This window comes from Streptomyces sp. NBC_00083, from assembly GCF_026343295.1.
Classification (GTDB): Bacteria; Actinomycetota; Actinomycetes; order Streptomycetales; family Streptomycetaceae; genus Streptomyces.
The window spans coordinates 1,136,433-1,153,275 of record NZ_JAPELY010000002.1 but is presented as its reverse complement, the minus strand read 5'-3'; the positions used below and the strand labels follow the sequence as shown (position 1 = coordinate 1,153,275).

16 protein-coding genes are annotated in these 16,843 nt (G+C 72.5%); 10 read left to right on the top strand and 6 right to left on the bottom strand.

The genetic code is table 11. The annotated features are described in order from the left end of the window. Positions 1-88 precede the first annotated feature (88 nt). Positions 89-1,663 (top strand): metallophosphoesterase family protein, encoded by a 1,575-nt coding sequence (locus tag OOJ98_RS21580; protein ID WP_267056579.1) that lies wholly within the window; start codon positions 89-91, stop codon positions 1,661-1,663. A gap of 27 nt (positions 1,664-1,690) precedes the next feature. Here the strand turns inward: OOJ98_RS21580 and OOJ98_RS21575 are convergent, their stop codons facing one another. Then, positions 1,691-1,819, bottom strand: a complete 129-nt coding sequence (locus tag OOJ98_RS21575) for a hypothetical protein (protein WP_267056578.1) — start codon at positions 1,817-1,819, stop codon at positions 1,691-1,693. Positions 1,820-2,012: 193 nt separating this feature from the next. Next, positions 2,013-3,452 carry an MFS transporter gene (locus tag OOJ98_RS21570; protein WP_267056577.1) on the bottom strand — a complete coding sequence of 480 codons (1,440 nt, stop codon included), beginning with the start codon at positions 3,450-3,452 and terminating at the stop codon, positions 2,013-2,015. A 92-nt stretch (positions 3,453-3,544) separates the two neighbouring features. Between OOJ98_RS21570 and OOJ98_RS21565 the strand changes: the two genes are divergently transcribed. The 4 genes from OOJ98_RS21565 (at position 3,545) to OOJ98_RS21550 (ending at position 7,830) form a co-directional block, all read left to right on the top strand. Further along, positions 3,545-4,471, top strand: a complete 927-nt coding sequence (locus tag OOJ98_RS21565) for a LysR family transcriptional regulator (protein ID WP_267056576.1) — start codon at positions 3,545-3,547, stop codon at positions 4,469-4,471. A gap of 36 nt (positions 4,472-4,507) precedes the next feature. After that, a complete protein-coding gene (locus tag OOJ98_RS21560) occupies positions 4,508-4,855 on the top strand; it encodes a PadR family transcriptional regulator (RefSeq protein WP_267056575.1) in 348 nt (115 codons plus the stop codon). After that, complete coding sequence (locus OOJ98_RS21555) at positions 4,852-5,586, top strand: hypothetical protein (RefSeq protein WP_267056574.1); 735 nt, start codon at positions 4,852-4,854, stop codon at positions 5,584-5,586. The genes OOJ98_RS21560 and OOJ98_RS21555 overlap by 4 nt, the downstream gene beginning before the upstream one ends. A gap of 201 nt (positions 5,587-5,787) precedes the next feature. Continuing rightward, positions 5,788-7,830 carry a phosphocholine-specific phospholipase C gene (locus OOJ98_RS21550; protein ID WP_267056573.1) on the top strand — a complete coding sequence of 681 codons (2,043 nt, stop codon included), beginning with the start codon at positions 5,788-5,790 and terminating at the stop codon, positions 7,828-7,830. On the opposite strand, the gene OOJ98_RS21545 is transcribed toward OOJ98_RS21550, so the two are convergent. Next, on the bottom strand, positions 7,820-7,951 hold the full coding sequence (locus OOJ98_RS21545; protein WP_267056572.1) for a hypothetical protein: 132 nt from the start codon (positions 7,949-7,951) through the stop codon (positions 7,820-7,822). The genes OOJ98_RS21550 and OOJ98_RS21545 overlap by 11 nt on opposite strands. 34 nt (positions 7,952-7,985) lie before the next feature. Between OOJ98_RS21545 and OOJ98_RS21540 the strand changes: the two genes are divergently transcribed. Genes OOJ98_RS21540 through OOJ98_RS21530 form a run of 3 tightly spaced genes read left to right on the top strand, consistent with a single transcriptional unit; the run spans position 7,986 to position 10,596 of the window. Continuing rightward, positions 7,986-8,561: a CDP-alcohol phosphatidyltransferase family protein gene (locus tag OOJ98_RS21540; RefSeq protein ID WP_267056571.1), complete on the top strand. Its 576-nt coding sequence runs from the start codon at positions 7,986-7,988 to the stop codon at positions 8,559-8,561. Continuing rightward, positions 8,558-9,400: a phosphatidate cytidylyltransferase gene (locus OOJ98_RS21535; protein WP_267056570.1), complete on the top strand. Its 843-nt coding sequence runs from the start codon at positions 8,558-8,560 to the stop codon at positions 9,398-9,400. Before OOJ98_RS21540 ends, OOJ98_RS21535 begins: the two co-directional genes overlap by 4 nt. Next, positions 9,397-10,596, top strand: coding sequence for a 1-acyl-sn-glycerol-3-phosphate acyltransferase (locus OOJ98_RS21530; protein ID WP_267056569.1), 1,200 nt, complete (start codon positions 9,397-9,399; stop codon positions 10,594-10,596). Before OOJ98_RS21535 ends, OOJ98_RS21530 begins: the two co-directional genes overlap by 4 nt. A gap of 43 nt (positions 10,597-10,639) precedes the next feature. Here OOJ98_RS21530 and OOJ98_RS21525 read toward each other — a convergent pair whose 3' ends face one another. Continuing rightward, positions 10,640-11,842: an FG-GAP-like repeat-containing protein gene (locus OOJ98_RS21525; RefSeq protein WP_267056568.1), complete on the bottom strand. Its 1,203-nt coding sequence runs from the start codon at positions 11,840-11,842 to the stop codon at positions 10,640-10,642. Positions 11,843-12,064: 222 nt separating this feature from the next. On the opposite strand from OOJ98_RS21525, the gene OOJ98_RS21520 reads away from it, so the two are divergent. After that, positions 12,065-12,769, top strand: coding sequence for a nitroreductase family protein (locus OOJ98_RS21520; RefSeq protein WP_267056567.1), 705 nt, complete (start codon positions 12,065-12,067; stop codon positions 12,767-12,769). Between the two features lie 90 nt (positions 12,770-12,859). Here OOJ98_RS21520 and pruA read toward each other — a convergent pair whose 3' ends face one another. Together pruA and OOJ98_RS21510 are read right to left on the bottom strand one after the other, a co-directional pair. Next, positions 12,860-14,491 carry an L-glutamate gamma-semialdehyde dehydrogenase gene (gene pruA, locus OOJ98_RS21515; protein WP_267056566.1) on the bottom strand — a complete coding sequence of 544 codons (1,632 nt, stop codon included), beginning with the start codon at positions 14,489-14,491 and terminating at the stop codon, positions 12,860-12,862. A 49-nt stretch (positions 14,492-14,540) separates the two neighbouring features. Next, the gene (locus tag OOJ98_RS21510) at positions 14,541-15,467 is read right to left on the bottom strand and encodes a proline dehydrogenase family protein (protein ID WP_267056565.1); all 927 of its coding nucleotides are present in this window, start codon (positions 15,465-15,467) and stop codon (positions 14,541-14,543) included. Between the two features lie 202 nt (positions 15,468-15,669). Between OOJ98_RS21510 and OOJ98_RS21505 the strand changes: the two genes are divergently transcribed. Beyond that, positions 15,670-16,839 (top strand): CdaR family transcriptional regulator, encoded by a 1,170-nt coding sequence (locus OOJ98_RS21505; protein ID WP_267056564.1) that lies wholly within the window; start codon positions 15,670-15,672, stop codon positions 16,837-16,839. The last annotated feature ends 4 nt before the right edge of the window (positions 16,840-16,843 follow it).

Sequence of the window (16,843 nt, the reverse complement as noted above, 5' to 3'; positions counted from 1 at the left end):
GGGGCGGTCGCATCGCGTAGGCGGTTGTACGCCTGGCGTTCACCCCGTGGTGATCGCCCCGTCGACTCGGTCGGAGACGTTTTCGGCCATGGACATTCCCAGATTCGGCATACCCGACAAGCTCGCCGAGCGCATGAGCATGGCCGAGCAGCACGAGTACCTGCGCTCGAAGCTGAGCCGTCGTGGCGTGCTGCGCACCACCGCGGCCACGGCCGCCGTCGCCGGGGCGGGTCTCGCCACGGCCGGGGCGGCCTCGCCCGCCTATGCCGCGCCGACCGCGCTCACCTCCACGTCGCGGCACGGCGTGGACGGTTCGCTGGCCGCCCCGTTCGGCCGCCACCTCGCCTACGGGGCCGACCCCAGGACGCAGATGCGCGTCTCCTGGCAGGTCCCGTTCGCGGTGAAGAAGCCGTACATCCGCATCGGCACCAGCCCCTGGTCGCTGAGCAGGAAGATCGACGCCGAGGTGCGGCATCTGACGACGCCCGCCCTGAACGGCGGCAAGATCGCGGCGGCCGAGCAGTTCTACGTCCACGCGGGCCTCGACCGGCTGCGGCCGGGCCAGACGTACTACTACGGCGTCGGCCACGACGGCTTCGACCCGGCGGACCGCCGCAATCTGGGCACGCTCGGCACCTTCACCACCGCCCCCACGCGCGCCGAGAACTTCACGTTCACGGCCTTCGGCGACCAGGGCGTCAGCTACCACGCGCTCGGCAACGACCAGGTGATCCTCGGCCAGAACCCGGCCTTCCACCTGCACGCCGGCGACATCTGCTACGCCGACCCGTCGGGCTCGGGCCAGTCATCGGACCAGTACGACGCGCGCACCTGGGACCAGTTCCTCGCGCAGACCGAGTCGGTCGCCAAGACCGTGCCGTGGATGGTGACCACCGGCAACCACGACATGGAGGCCTGGTACTCGCCGCAGGGCTACGGCGGCCAGAACGCCCGCTGGTCGCTGCCGGCCAACGGCCCCGACCCGGTGAACCAGCCCGGCGTCTACTCGTTCGTGCACGGCAACGTGGGCGTGGTGGCGCTCGACGCCAACGACGTGTCGTACGAGATCCCCGCCAACTTCGGCATCAGCGGCGGCAGGCAGACGACGTGGCTGGACAAGCGGCTCGGTGAGCTGCGCGCCAACCACGCGGTCGACTTCATCGTGGTCTTCTTCCACCACTGCGCCTTCTCCACGACGAGCTCGCACGCCTCGGAGGGGGGCGTGCGCGACGCGTGGGTGCCGCTGTTCGAGAAGCACCAGGTGGACCTGGTGATCAACGGCCACAACCACGTCTACGAGCGCACGGACGCGATCAAGGGCAACAAGGTGGGCCGCAAGGTGGCGATCGGCGAGCGCACCGACCCGACGCGCGACGGCATCGTGTACGTCACGGCCGGCGCGGCGGGCCGTTCGCTGTACAGCTTCCCGGTGCCCGACTCCTACGAGGGGCACGTGGCGGACCGCGACAGCGTGGACACCTACCACTGGGCCAAGGGCGGCGCGAAGGCCACCGAGACGGTGGAGTGGTCCCGCGTGCGCTACACCAACTACTCGTTCCTCGCGGTGGAGGTCGAGACCGGCCGCCACCCGAGGATGAAGGTCAGCGCGCTCGCCGAGACGGGCGAGCGCATCGACCACTTCGAGATCCAGCGCGGGCGGTAGCCGCCCGCGCCGATCGGCCGGCCGGGCTCAGTGCCCGGTGGCGCCGCCGTTGTCCCTGCGGTCCAGCGCGCGCTGGAGGGCGGCGGCGGCGTTCTTGCGGTCGGACTCGCTGCTGCGCGAAGAGTGACGGACTCGGCGGGCGGGCTGCTTGACCATGGGGATTCGACTCCTCTGCTGGGAGGTCCGGGGGCGGGCCCTGGCGGATGCAGTGAGGTGCCGGAAGGGGCGGGGAGCGCTGCCGCAGGGGTTGCCTGCCTGGGGGCACTGCGCTCACGACCGCCCTTCGCTGGATCAGCGAGACGTTCGGCTCCTACAAAACTAAGCGCTGCCCTGGAGTCTGTCTCTACAATTACTCGGACTTCCTACTATCTGAGACGGCGGCCCTCGCCGGGCCCTGCCCCGCGGGTTGGGGGCGCCGGGTACGGACCGCGTCGCCGGCCCCGCTGTGCAGCCGTAGCGCCCCTGCGGCGGGGAGCAGGCAGACCGCCCCGAGCAGGCAGAACGCCAGGGCGTAGGCGTGTGCGGACGTGTCCTGGAGGGCGCCGCCCAGGCGCAGCGCGATGGTCGCGGCGGCCACGGCGAGCCCCGCCGCGAGCTGGTTGGCGGTCACGGACAGTGCGTTGGCGTCGCGCAGCCGCTCGGGCGTCACCTCGCTGAAGGCGATGGTGGAGTAGCAGGTGAGGCCGAGCGAGCGGGCGGCGCCGCCGAGGGTGACGAGGGCGGCGGTCACGGCGAGCGGGGTGTCCGCGGTGAGCAGGGCGCAGCCCGCCACGGCGGCGGCGAGCCCGACCGTGGAGACGAGCAGCAGCGGGCGGAACCCGAAGCGGTTGATGAGCGGGGTGGTCGCCGGCTTGATCCCGATGTTGCCGACGAAGACGAACAGCACCACCGCGCCGGACTTCACCGCGCTCCACCCGAAGACCTCCTGGAAGAGCAGGGGCAGCAGGAAGGGCATGGAGCCGACCACGATCCAGAAGAGCGAACCCCCGCTCACGGCGGCCCGGAACGTCACGACGTCCAGGGTGCGCAGATTGACCAACGGATGGGCGGTGCGCAGCAGATGGCGGCAGGCCGCGCCGAGCGCGAGGACGGCGAGCGCACCGACGGCGGCCGGCGCCTGCCATCCGCTGTCGGTCTCGGCGACCAGATGGGCGGCCCAGGTGAGGGCGGCGAGCCCGGTGCAGCCGAGCAGCACGCCGGGCACGTCGAGCGGGGGCGGGGTGGCGGTGGGCCCGGCCGCGACCAGGCGCCGGGCGACGGCGAACGCGAGGGCGCCGAGGGGGAGGTTGACCAGGAAGATCCAGTGCCAGCTCGCGTACGTGGTGAGCACCCCGCCGAGCAGCGGGGCGACGACGGGGGCCATCAGGCCCGGCCACACGATGTAGGCCATGATCTTCGGTATGTCGGTTTTGGCGGCCCCGGCGAGCACCAGGAGGCGGCCGACCGGCACCATCATGGCGCCGCCCGCGCCCTGCAGGGCGCGCATCGCGACGAGCATGCCGAGGCTCCCGCTCGCGGCGCAGCCCGCCGACGCGAGGGTGAACAGCACGATGGCGGTGAGGAAGATCCGCCGGGCGCCGTAGCGGGCGGTGAGCCAGCCGCTGAGCGGAATCAGTACGGCGAGGGTCAGCAGATAGACGGTGATGACCAGGCCGACCGAGGCGGGCGTGGTGTCGAGGGAGGCCGCCATCCGCGGGGCGGCGGTGGCCACGATGGTGCCGTCGAGCATCTCCATGAAGAAGCAGCCGGCGACGAGCAGGGCGGTCGTGCGCTGTCGGGTGTCGAGCATGGGATCAGGGTGCTGCGCCGTACTGCTGCACACAAGGTCCGGCTTGTCAGTCGAGCCGTGCATGGGGTGCATCATTCGTGCACACTGGGGCGATGCAACAGCTGCCCGACATGAATCTGCTGCCCGCGCTCGACGCCCTGCTGCGCGCGGGCGGCGTGGCCGGGGCCGCCGCCGAGATGCGCATCTCGCCGTCGGCGATGAGCCGGACCCTGGGGCGGCTGCGCCGGGTGGTGGGCGACGAACTGCTCGTACCGTCGGGGCGCGGCCTCGTCCTGACGCCGCGCGCCCGGGAGCTGCAGCCGCGCGTGGAGGCGGCCCTGGCGTCGGCGCTCGCGGCGCTGCGCCCGCCGCCGGAGCTCGAACTGGCCACGCTGGAGCGGGAGTTCACCGTGCGGTCCAACGACGGCATGGCTGTCGTCTTCGGCTCCGCGCTGACCGAGCGGGTGATGCGCGAGGCGCCCCGGGTGCGGCTGCGGATGCTGCCCGAGGGAGACGAGAACCCGGCCGATCTGCGGGACCTGATCGACCTGGACGTGGGGCAGATGGGCGAGCTGCCGCACGACATCCGCACCGAACCGCTCGGCGCGTACGGCTATGTGGCGGTGGCGCGGGCCGACGGCCCGTACGCGCACGAGCGCCTGACCCCGGAGCGGTTCGCCGCGCTCCCCCACATCACGGTGACGCGGCGCGGCCGGGTGCGCAGCGTCGTCGACGAGCGCCTGGCCGAACTCGGCCTGACCCGGGACGTGCTGGCCACCGCCCCGACGTACACCGCGGCCTGCTTCTTCGCGCTCCGCTCGGACGCCCTCGCGCTGCTGCCGCGGCAGTTCGCCCTGGAGGCGGCCCGCGTGATGCCGCTCGCGGTCCTGACCATCCCGCTCGACCTGCCGACCAACCCGTTCGTCCAGGCCTGGCACATCCGCGTCGACGCGGACCCGGCCCACCGGTGGCTGCGGGGCGCCCTCGCGGAGATAGTGGCGGGGCTCGGGATGGGTCCGGGTGACGGCGATCCCACCTAGGTTGCATTCCTATCTAGGTGGTGCTGAAATACAGCCATGGCCGCAGACCGCAGATCCAGCTGGCTCAAGGGCGTCCTCGACCTCCTCGTCCTGTCCTGTCTCACCGGGGGTGAGAGCTACGGCTACGAGATCTCCAAGGCGCTCACCGCCGCGGGGCTGGGGGAGATCAAGGGCGGGACGCTCTACCCCGTACTCAACCGCCTGGAGGAGGCCGGCCTGGCGGTGGGCGAGTTCCGGGCCTCCGAGCGCGGGCCGGGGCGGCGCTACTACCGGCTGACCGACGACGGACGCCGCGCCCTGGCCGAACAGGGCGCTTCCTGGCGGGAGTTCCACGCGGCGGTCACGGCCATGCTCACCAGCACACTTCCAGGGGGACCAGCGTGAACACGGAATACTTCGCGGAACTGAGCCGGCAGCTCGCGGCCCGGGGCATGCCGGAGCGGGAAGCGGCGGCGACCGTCGCGGACCTGACCGGCTACCTCGCGGAGTCCGGATCCACCGACCCCCACGAGGAGTTCGGCGCGCCGGACGCCTTCGCGGACCGGCTCACCCGCGACCACGGAGGCGAGCGGCCCGGGGCCGACGCCGAGACCTGGAAGTGGACCAGCGACATCTACACCGACCGCCGGCTCCTCAACCAGTACGGGGCCGAGGGCTGGGAGGTCGAGGGGATCGACTTCGTCGGCCGCTTCGTGTGCCGCCGCGTTCCCGGTGAGGCGATGGGCTGGGAGTACCGGCGCGAGACCACCCGGGGTACGGGGGAACACGACGCGCTCCTGGCCGAGCTGGCACCGGACGGCTGGGAGCCGTGCGGCCGGTGGCTCCACATGGCGTACTTCAAGCGCCCGCTCGCGGCCGGCGCGGGTCCTGCCGCCGCCCTCACGGCGACGCCCGCGCCCCCGGCCCGGCACGTGTTCTTCAGCCCCAAGTACCGGGGCCTGGTGGCCCTGTTCGCGCTGTCCGTGGTGCTGTTCGTGCTTGCGGTGGGGTTCGACGTGATCGACCTGGACCGCCCGGCGGTCCACTACGGCGTCCTGGTCGGAGCCGTCGGCGGCGGGCTGCTCGGCTGGTACGGGGTGAGGCGGGACATCGCCCAGGGCACCGAGAGCTCCTGACCCCCACGGCGGGACGGCCACGCGGCCCCGGTGCACGAGGGGCGGAAACCACCGGAAGTTCTCATCGGACCTTAAGAAACCCGGCAGTTGACCGGGTGTTCATCAATCCGTCCATGCATAGGTCTAGCTTCAGACCATTGAACGGCGCCACTCTTGCGCTCGATGTGCCGCAGGGGCACAGGGGACCGAAGAGGCGGGCGGATGACACCGATCAGTCGTAGGGGATTCGTGGCACTCGGCGCGGGCGTGGCAGCCGGCGCCGTGCTGCCATCGGCGGCGGCGCAGGCCGTCGGTTCGGCGGTCACGAGCACGGCGGCCGCCTCAGCGACCGGCACCATCAAGGACGTCAAGCACGTGGTGATCCTCATGCAGGAGAACCGCAGCTTCGACCACTACTTCGGCCGCCTCAAGGGCGTCCGGGGCTTCGGCGACAAGAGCGGCATCGTGCTGCCCGGCGGCCTGCCCGTCTTCAACCAGCCCAACGGGCTCGGCCGCCAGTACCCGTGGAAGCTCAGCTCGACCCCGGCCGCGGGCGGCGCGGACAGCGAGACGCTCGCGCAGTGCAACGGCGACCTGCCGCACAGCTGGACCTCGCAGCACGCGGCGTGGAACAAGGGCCGCATGGACAGCTGGGTCTCCGGCGTCGGCAACGTCCGCTCGCTGGGCTACCTCGAACGCGACGACATCCCGTTCCACTACGCGCTCGCCGACAACTACACCGTCTGCGACGCCTACTTCAGCTCCACGCTCAGCGCCACCGGGCCCAACCGCACCTTCCTGTGGAGCGGCAAGGTGGACGCCACCAGCTACGACGGCGGCGACGAGTCGGGGCTGACCTGGCAGACGTACGCGGAGGCGCTGCAGCGCGCCGGCGTCAGCTGGAAGGTGTACCAGAACGCCAACGACAACTACGGCGACAACGGGTGCGCCTACTTCAAGCAGTTCACCTCCGCCCCCGCGGGCGACCCGCTGCACGACCGGGGCATGGGTTCGGTCCCGTCCGTCACCGGCTCCACCCCGGACGACATCGCGGCCGCGATCAAGGCCGACGCGCTCGCGGGGAAGCTCCCCCAGGTGTCCTGGGTCGTCGCCAACCAGGCGTTCTCCGAGCACCCCTACGCCCCGCCCGGCGACGGCGCGCACTTCGTCGACCTGGTGTACCGGGCGCTCGCCGCGGCCCCCGACGTCTTCGACTCGACGGTCCTGTTCCTCAACTACGACGAGAACGACGGCTTCTTCGACCACGTGCCCCCGCCGTCGCCGCCCGCCGGGACCGCCGGCGAGTTCCTGAACGGCGTTCCCTACGGTCTCGGCTTCCGGGTGCCAATGGTCGTCATGTCGCCCTGGACGCGCGGCGGTTGGGTCTCCTCCGAGGTCTTCGACCACACCTCGGTCCTGCGCTTCATGGAGACGTGGACCACGGCGCTCGGCACCCCGGCGTCCTGCCCCAACATCAGCGCCTGGCGCCGCAAGGTCACCGGCGATCTGACCGGTGTCTTCGACTTCGCTTCGCCCGTCTACGGCATGCCGTCCGGGCTCCCCGCCACCAAGGTGATCGGCATCGGCACCTGCGGCCCGCTGCCCAACCCGGCGCCCCAGAACAACGCGCTGCCCGTACAGGAGTCCGGCACCCGCCCGGCCCGCGCGCTCCCCTACCAGCCCAACGGCAACCTCGACCGGTTCGAGTTCAAGGCGGCCGGCCAGATCCTCGCCTGGTTCGGCATGGCCAACCTGGGCTCCCCCGCGACCAGCGCCGCACACTTCTCGCTCCACCCCAACGCCTACCGCGACACCACGCCCTGGCAGTACACCGTCGACGCGGGCGGCACGGCGAGCGACTTCTTCCAGATCGGCACGGGCGCCGGCGCCGGCAAGTACGACGTCACCATGGTGGGCCCCAACCGCTTCCAGCGCCGCTTCATCGGCGACGCCACCAAGCCGGGCAAGTCCGTGGAGGTGGCGGCGCGCTACGCCGTGGAGTCCGGCACCGGCAAGATGGCGATCTGGTTCAAGATGACCAACTCCTCCGCGTCGGCGGTGAAGTTCACCATCACCTCGAACCAGTACCGGACCGGTACCTGGACGTACACCGTCCCGGCGGGCGGCTCCACCGAGGACTTCTTCAACGCGGTGGCCCTCACGAACGGCTGGTACGACTTCACCGTCACAGCCGACTGCGACACCACCTGGTCACGCCGCTACACCGGCCACATCGAGACGGGCAAGGCGTCGGTCAGCGGCTGAGCCGGAGCCCCCGGCGCGGCTGGAGCACGTCTCCGTCGCGCCACTCGAAGGCCAACGGGTGCGTGGTGGACGGCAGTTGGGGTCCCCACACATACGTGCCGGTCTGAGTACGGGCACTCATGTGGCGCCGTGCCCGCGCCGGGACAGTGGAACCCATGAACGGCCTCTACGCACTCAAGCCCTGGTACGCGGACCGGCTCTCCGGTGTCCGCGGGGCGCTGGCCCGGCACGGCGTGTCACCCGACACCCTGACCGCGGCCGGCGTGGTGAGCGCGGCGGGGGCGGCCGCGGCCCTCGCCCTGCTGCCCGTGCCGCTCGCGGCCCTGCCGGTCGCGGTGCTCCTCGCGGCCCGGCTCGCCTTCGCCAACCTCGACGGCGCGCTGGCCCGTGACACCGGGCGCACCACGCGCCGCGGCGCGCTCCTCAACGAACTCGGCGATCGCGCCGCCGACTTGGTGGTCCTCGCGGGATTCCTGCCGCTGGCTCCGCTCTGGCTGGTCGCGACGGCAGCGCTCGCCGCGACCCTGCCGTCGTGGGTCGCACTCGCCGGCGCGGCGGCCGGGGCACCGCGTCGCAACGGCGGTCCCGTCGGCAAGACCGAGCGCTGTCTCCTGGTGGTCGTGGCGGCTGCGTCGGGCTGGGCGGTCCCGGTCCTCCTGGCCGTCGCGGCCGGCTCGGTCCTGACGGCCGGGGTGCGGTCCACCTGGCTGTGGCGGGAGCTGGCGGCATGAGCACCTACGGCCGTACGGTCCTGGCCGGGATCGGAGTGCTGGGCGTGAGCGGGCTCGCGGTGGCCGCCCTGCCGGCGCGGGTGCGGGTGCGGGCCGAGGTACGCAAGCGGTGGCGGACCTGGGCGCTGGCCGCGCCGGTCTATCTGGGCGCCCTGTACTTCGGGGGCGGCGGGGCCTGCGCGCTCGCGGTCGCGCTCGGGGTGGTCGCGATGGCGGAATACGCGCGGATGGCGGCGCTGCGCCGGGCGGAGGCCGCGGTTCTGTCGGCGGCAGCGGTGGTGCTCCCGGTGCTGGCCTGGACGGCGCCCTCGGCCCTCGGCCCGCGCACGGCGGGGCTGCTCCTGGTGGCGGCGGCCCTGCCCGCGCTGGTGCGCGGCGACGCGGTGTCCGGCTTCACCGACGCCGCCCGCACGGCCTTCGCGCTGCTGTGGATCGCGGTCCCGCTGACCGGCCTCGTCACGCTCGGCCCGACGGCGGCCGCGGTGGGCATCGCGGTGGCGCTCGGCGATGTGGGCGCCTGGTGCGGCGGCACGTTCCTGGGCCGCTCGGGCGCCCTGGCCCGCCCCCTCTCGCCGCTCTCCCCCCGCAAGACGTGGGCCGGCGTCCTCGGCACGGTGGTCTCAACGGGGCTCGTCCTGTGGGCCGTCGGGGTCTGGTCGCCGCTCCTGTGGGTGGCCGTGGCCCTCGGCTGCGTCCTCGGCGACCTGCTCGAATCCATGGTGAAGCGGGAGGCCGGCGTGAAGGACGCGGGCAGCTGGCTCCCCGGTTTCGGCGGCCTCCTCGACCGTGTCGACTCCCTGCTGCTCGCCCTGCTGTTCACGACGGTGGTGACCCGATGACGACGATCCTGTCCCCGAAGACCCGCACCCGAACTCCGTCGCGGCCGGCCGCGCTGGCCCGGCGCGTCCTGTGGTGGTCGGTGCTGACCCTGTCCGGCGGCGTGGAGCGCCGGGGCCGTCTGCCGCGCGGCGGCTGCGTGGTCGTGGCCAACCATTCGTCGCACGCCGACACCGCGGCCTTGCTCGCCGCGCTCGACGCCCGGCACACCCCGGCGATCGGGGCGGCCGCCGACTACTGGTTCGCGTCGCCGTGGCGGCGCCGGATCTGCAGCCGGCTCGCGGCGGGCTTTCCCATACGGCGCTCCGGCGGCGGCATGGAGGATCTGCTCGCCATGGCGGACGGGTTGCGCGCGGGCCGGGCGGTGGTCCTCTTCCCCGAGGGCACCCGCGGCCGTGACGGCGAGGTCGGCTCCTTCCACCGGGGCGCGCTGGTCCTCGCCGAACACGCGGGGGTGCCGGTGGTGCCGGTGGGCATCGCGGGCACGGACCGGCTGCTGCCCAAGCACGGCCGGTTGCGGTCCACGCTGATCCGGGTGCGCGTCGGCGCTCCGCTGCCCGCGTCCGTCACGCCGCAGGAGGCGCGGCAGGCGGTGGCGGCGCTGCACGCCCGGACGAACGCGGAGGCGCTGCGCGACTCGTCCCTGCGCCGCCGGGTCGCGGCCCTCGCGGGCTCACGGGCCGGCCTCGTCCTGGCTTTCTGCTGGGCGTTCGCGGAGGCATTGAGCTGGCCCCTGATGCCGGAGCTGCTCCTGGCGGCGCTGTGCGCGGCGGCCCCAAGCCGGGCTCTGCGCCTCTCCCTCACGGCCTTGGCGGGCAGCCTCGCGGGCAGCGTGCTGGCCCTTCAACTCGCCCTGTCCGGCGCGCACGTGCCCGCGCCGCTGACCACGGACCGGATGCGCGCGGAGGTGCGCCACGAGGTGTCGGCCGAAGGCGCGGCGGCCGTCCGCCACCAGCCGTGGGACGGCATCCCGTTCAAGGTGTACGCGGCGGAGGCCGGCCACGCCGGGGTCCCCGCGGCGCCCTGGCTGCGCGAGGCCGCCCTCTCGCGCGGCTCCCGCACCCTGACCGTGGGCGTCGTGTTCGCCGGGGCGGCGCTCCTAGCCCGGCGGTGGCGGCGCTGGTACGGGGCGTACCTGGCGCTGCTGGGGACGGGCTTCGCGGTGGGGCTCGGGCTGGTGGTGGGGGCCTGGGCGTAGGGAGGGGCGGCCCCGGGGGTGCCGGGGCCGCCCGCCCGTACGGTCAGAGCAGCCGGTCGCTCCCGACCTCCCAGAGGACGTTCTCTCCCGACGCGAGCCTGCCCCCCGCGAGGCCCCGGTAGAGACAGGCGAAGCCGCCGGTGGCGAGCAGGTCGGGGTGGCCGTCCCCGTCGTAGTCGCCGATGCCCAGCAGGGAGTCGAAGCCGGCCCAGCCGCCGGTGCCGATCATGACCCGGGTGCCGAACCAGCCCCGCCCGTTGCCCGGGTAGAGCCACAGCTTGCCCGAGGTGTCGCTGACGACGAGGTCGTTCTTGCCGTCGCCGTTCAGGTCGCCCGGCCCGGCGAAGGCCTTCATCACGTTCCAGCCGCCGCCGATGAGCAGCCGCTTGCCGAACCAGCCCCGGCCGTTGCCCGGGTACATCCAGAGCTGTCCCGAGGTGTCGCGGGCCAGCAGGTCGCCCTTGCCGTCGCCGTTCAGGTCGCCCGCGGCCTGGATCGCGCTCATGGTGTTCCAGCCGCCGCCGATCAGCAGCCGCGTACCGAACCAGCCCTTGCCGTTGCCCGGGTACATGTAGAGGTTCCCGGCGGCGTCCCGGGCCAGCAGGTCCTCGTTGCCGTCGCTGGTGAGGTCGCCGTGGCGGGTCAGGGCGGTCATGGAGTTCCAGCCGCCGCCGATCAGGAGACCACCGCCGTCGCGCAGGAACCACAGCCGGCCCGCGTAGCTGCGCTGGAGCAGGTCCGGTGCGCCATCACGGTTGAGGTCCCCGAAGGGCTGCGCCGGGCCGGAGCCCGGCGTTCGCGGCGTCGACCAGTCGAGGTTCTCGGTACCCCCGTGGCACTCCCGCGAGGTGTGCGCCCAGCGGGCGGAACCGAGATTGTTGTCCATGTGGCCGTTCTTGTCCGAGTACGAGGACAGGTCCATGCCCCATTCGCCCGAGGTGGAGACCTCCCAGTCATGGACGGCGTCGAGGTACTCGAAGTTGGTCCGGCTGTACAGGCACAGCTCTTCGTAGCCGGTGCGGTTGATGACCGAGGACGCCTTGGAGCGCCAGGAGCCGAAGTCGCGTTGCGGCGTCGAGTACGACGCCATCGCGCCCTGGCCGCGGGCGCCGTCGAAGACGCAGAACGTGCCCCGCGGACAGCGGTCGTATCCGGTCGGCGCGGCCTGGGCCGGGACGACGGAGGTCGCGACGAGACCCAGGGCGGCGGCAGCCGTCACCAGGGCAGCGCGAAGCTTGGTGCGCATGGAAGGTTCCCCCCAAAGGAACGACTCACCCGGGCGTGCTCGCCGAGCGAGAGCTGCATAGTAGTGGCCGCACAGGGACCTCACAGCACGGGGAGGGCGAGCCGGTCCACGCCGGTTCGGCGGGCGTACGGCGCCGGCCCGGCCCGCCGCTCCCCCGCCCTTTCAAGTCACCCGCACGCCAAGGGACTTGGACTGGACCAGCCCGGCCACCAGACTCGCCCCATGCCCACACCCACCGAGCAGCCCTGGACCCCCGTACACGGCGAGCCCTACCGGCCCGTCCCCTACCGCCCCGCCCGGATGGCTACCACCGAGACCCTGGCGCGGGCCGCCGCGTTGCGCGAGCGCATGGACGAGCGGCGTACCGTACGCAGCTTCTCGCCCGACCCGGTGCCCGAGCGGGCCGTCCGCGACGCGATCGCGTGCGCCGCGACCGCGCCGTCCGGCGCCCACCAGCAGCCCTGGACGTTCGTCCTGGTCAAGGACGCGGACGTGCGCCGCAGGATCCGCGAGGCGGCCGAGCAGGAGGAGCAGATCTCCTACGACGGGCGGCTCGGCGAGGAGTGGCTCGCGGCGCTGCGGCCGATCGGCACGGACGCCGTGAAGACCCACCTCACCGACGCCCCGGTGCTGCTCGTCGTCTTCCAGCAGCGCTACTGGCTGGCCGATGACGGCACCAAGCACAAGCACTACTACGTCGACGAGTCGGTCGGCATCGCCGTGGGGATGCTGCTGTCGGCCCTGCACCAGTCCGGTCTCGCCGCGCTCGTGCACACGCCGAGCCCGATGCGCTTCCTCTCCGAGGTGCTCGGGCGGCCCACCAACGAGAAGGCGTTCGCGGTCATCCCGGTGGGCTATCCGGCCGACGACTGCGAGGTGCCCGACCTGGTGCGCAAGTCCCTCGACCAGGTGCTGGTCGAGGTCTGAGCCGGGCCGCGGAGACCAGGAGACGAGAACCGCCCCCGTCCTCGGTTGGGGGACCAAGGACGGGGGCGGGGTTCCGGTGTGCCTACGGCATCAGCCCATGTGCGGGTAGCCGTAGTCGGTCGGCGGGACCAGCGTCTCCTTGATGGCGCGGGTCAGCGTCCAGCGCATCAGGTTCTGCGGGGCGCCCGCCTTGTCGTTGGTGCCGGAGGCGCGGCCGCCGCCGAAGGGCTGCTGGCCGACGACGGCGCCGGTCGACTTGTCGTTGATGTAGAAGTTGCCCGCCGCGTAGCGGAGCTTGTCCATCGTGTACGCGGCCGCGGCACGGTCGTTGGAGATGACGGCGCCGGTCAGGGCGTAGTCGGAGGCCGACTCCATCTGCTCCAGCATCGCGTCGTACTCGGCGTCGTCGTAGACGTGGACCGCGAGGATCGGGCCGAAGTACTCGGTCGTGAAGACCTCGTTGGCCGGGTCGGTGCACTCGATGACGGTCGGGCGCACGAAGTAGCCGACCGAGTCGTCGTAGGTGCCGCCGGCGACGATCGTGCAGGAGGCGTCGGCCTTCGCGCGGTCGATCGCGGCCTTGTTCTTGGCGAAGGAGCGCTCGTCGATGACGGCGCCGATGAAGTTCGACAGGTCGGTGACGTCACCCATGGAGATGCCGTCGACCTCGGCCGCGAACTCCTCCTTGAAGCCGTCGTTCCAGATCGAGGCAGGAACGTAGGCGCGCGAGGAGGCGGAGCACTTCTGGCCCTGGTACTCGAAGGAACCGCGGGTCAGGGCGGTCTTCAGGACGGCGCGGTCGGCGCTGGGGTGCGCGACGACGAAGTCCTTGCCGCCGGTCTCGCCGACCAGGCGCGGGTAGGTGCGGTACTTCTCGATGTTGGTGCCGACCGTCTTCCACAGGTGCTGGAAGGTCTTGGTGGAACCCGTGAAGTGGATGCCGGCCAGGTCGCGGTGGTTGAGGGCGACCTCGGAGACGGCCAGGCCGTCACCGGTGACGAGGTTGATGACGCCCTTGGGCAGGCCGGCCTCCTCCAGGAGCTGCATGAGCAGCACGGCGGCGTGGGTCTGCGTCGGGGACGGCTTCCACACCACGACGTTGCCCATCAGGGCCGGGGCGGTCGGCAGGTTGCCCGCGATGGCCGTGAAGTTGAACGGCGTGATCGCGTAGACGAAGCCTTCGAGCGGCCGGTGGTCCATGCGGTTCCACACGCCCGGGGAGTTCGCCGGGGGCTGCTCGGCGAGCAGGTTGCGGGCGTAGTGGACGTTGAAGCGCCAGAAGTCGACGAGCTCGCACGGGGTGTCGATCTCGGCCTGCTGGGCGGTCTTGGACTGGCCCAGCATGGTGGAGGCGGCCAGCGTCTCGCGCCAGGGGCCCGAAAGGAGCTCGGCGGCGCGCAGGATGATCGCGGCGCGGTCGTCGAACGCCATGGCGCGCCAGGCCGGGGCGGCGGCGAGCGCGGCGTCGACGGCGTCCTTGGCGTCCTGCTCGGTGGCGTTGGCGCACGTGCCGATGACGGCCTTGTGGTTGTGCGGCTGTACGACGTCGAAGCGCTCGCCACCGCCCATCCGCTTCTCACCGTTGATGGTCATCGGCAGCTCGACGGGGTTCTCGGCCAGCTCCTTGAGCTTGGCTTCGAGGCGGGCGCGCTCCGGGGAACCAGGCGCGTAGCCGTGCACCGGCTCGTTGACCGGGGCGGGGACCTGGGTCACAGCGTCCATGATTCCTTGACTCCTTTGTGATGTGAGGGGAGAGGGGTGTTCGGGTGAGCTAGTTCTTGGTGATCATCGAGCGGACGAAGAACAGCAGGTTGGCCGGCTTCTCCGCGAGGCGCCGCATGAAGTATCCGTACCAGTCGGTGCCGTACGCCGTGTAGACGCGCATCCGGTGGCCCTCGGCGGCGAGCCGCAGGTGCTCCTCGCTGCGGATGCCGTACAGCATCTGGAACTCGTACTCGTCCAGCTTGCGCCCGGCGCGCCGCGCGAGCTCCTGTCCGATGGCGATCAGACGCGGGTCGTGGGACCCGATCATCGGGTAGCCCTGGCCCTCCATGAGGATCCGCAGGATGCGCACGTACGCCTTGTCGATCTCGCGCTTGTCCTGGTAGGCGACCTCGGCGGGCTCCTTGTAGGCGCCCTTCACGATGCGCACCCGGCTGCCGGCGTCGGCCAGGCGGCGGGCGTCGGCCTCGGTGCGGAAGAGGTAGGCCTGGATCACGCAGCCGGTCCCCGGGAAGTCCTTGCGGAGCTCCTCGTGGATGGCGAACATCGAGTCGAGGGTGGTGTGGTCCTCGGCGTCCAGGGTGACCGTGGTGCCGATCGCGGCGGCGGCCGCGACGACCGGGCGCACATTGGCGAGGGCCAGCTCGTGGCCGCCTTCGAGCGCCTGGCCGAACATGGAGAGCTTCACGGACATCTCGGCCTTGGTGCCGTGGCCGAGCTCCTTGAGCCGCTCGATGAGCTCCAGGTAGGCGTCGCGTGCGTGGGCGGCCTGCGCGGGGGTGGTGATGTCCTCACCCACCACGTCCAGGGTGAGCTCCAGGCCCTTGCCGACGGTCTCCTCGACGATGGGGACGACCTGGTCGACGCTCTCGCCGGGGATGAACCGGTTCACCACGGGCTTGGTCACCGGGGCGGCCGAAACGAGCTTGCGCATCTTGTCGCTGCGCGACGCGGCGAGGATCACGGGACCCAGCACGGGGCACCTCCACGGAAAGAACTAGACGGGGCCGCCGTCGGTCCGGGGAGACGAGGAGTCGTCTTCCCGGCGTACCGGCGACGGCACGGAGAACCACCGTGAAACCTAGGGATCTCCACGATCCTCGGCCATCGACAGCTGTCACGCATCCGTGGCCCGGATCTCATACATATGTCTGAAGCGGCGGGCGCGATGGGTGAGAATGGCTCTCGTGAAGAGCGACTACCAGGATCTGGTCGATGAAATCTCGGCGCTGCTCGGGGGCGCGGTCACGCTGGAGAACCGGGATTTCGGGCTGATCGCCTTCGGCGCCCACGACTCCGACAGCGATTTCGGCGAGCTCACCCTCGACCCCGTGCGCACCCGCTCCATCCTGACCAGGAAGTCCACGCCGGCCGTCCGCGCCTGGTTCGAGGGGTTCGGCATCACCCGCGCCACCGGCCCGGTCCGCATCCCGGCCGCGCCCGACGCGGGGGTCCTGCGCGGCCGGATCTGCCTCCCGGTACGCCATCGGGGCGTCGCCCTCGGATACGTCTGGCTGCTCGACGACGAGCCGGGCCCCGGCGAGGAGAGGCTGACCGCCGCGATGGAGGTGGCGGCGCGGATCGGAGTGCTGCTCGCCGACGAGGCGCAGGCCGGCTCGGACCTCTCGCGCGAGTTCCGCGCGGCGCTCACCGCGGAGCGCGGCCCGCAGCACGACGCGGCGACGGCCGCCCTGACGGCGGCGCTCGGCCCCGACGCGGAGGGCCTGCACGCGCTGGTGTGCGTGGCGCCGTGGCCCGCCGCCGACGCCCCTTCCGCCCGTACGGTGGCGGGCGCCGCGGCGGTGTGCACGCTGCCGCCGGAGCACCCGGCGCCGGGCGGCGGGCAGTGGCTCGCGGCACTGGTCCGGCTGCGCTCGGCCGACGCGCTCGCCCCCGCGCGGACCGCGGCGGAACGGCTGCGCGGCGACGCGGGGGCCGGCGCGGCGGCCGGGGTGTCCCCGGCCCGCCGCGGCCTCGCCGACCTCGCGCTCTCGCGCCGCGAGGCAACCTCCGCCGTGCGCGCGGCACTTGCCGAGCCCCGGCTCGGCCCGGTCGCCGAGTGGTCGGCGATCGGCCCGTACCGCCTGCTGACCGCGCTGCCCGCCGCCCACGACCACGACCCGGCGGTACGGGCCCTGTTGAGCGCTCCGCACGCCGAACTGGCCCACACCGCCGAGGTGTTCCTCGACTGCGCGGGACAGGCGGGCCGTGCGGCGGCCGCCCTCGGCATCCACCGCCAGACCCTCTACTACCGCCTCTCCCGCGTCGAGCACCTCACCGGCCTCGACCTGGACCGGGGCGAGCACCGGCTGCTGCTCCACATGGCCCTGAAGGCGGCCCGGCTCTGAGCAC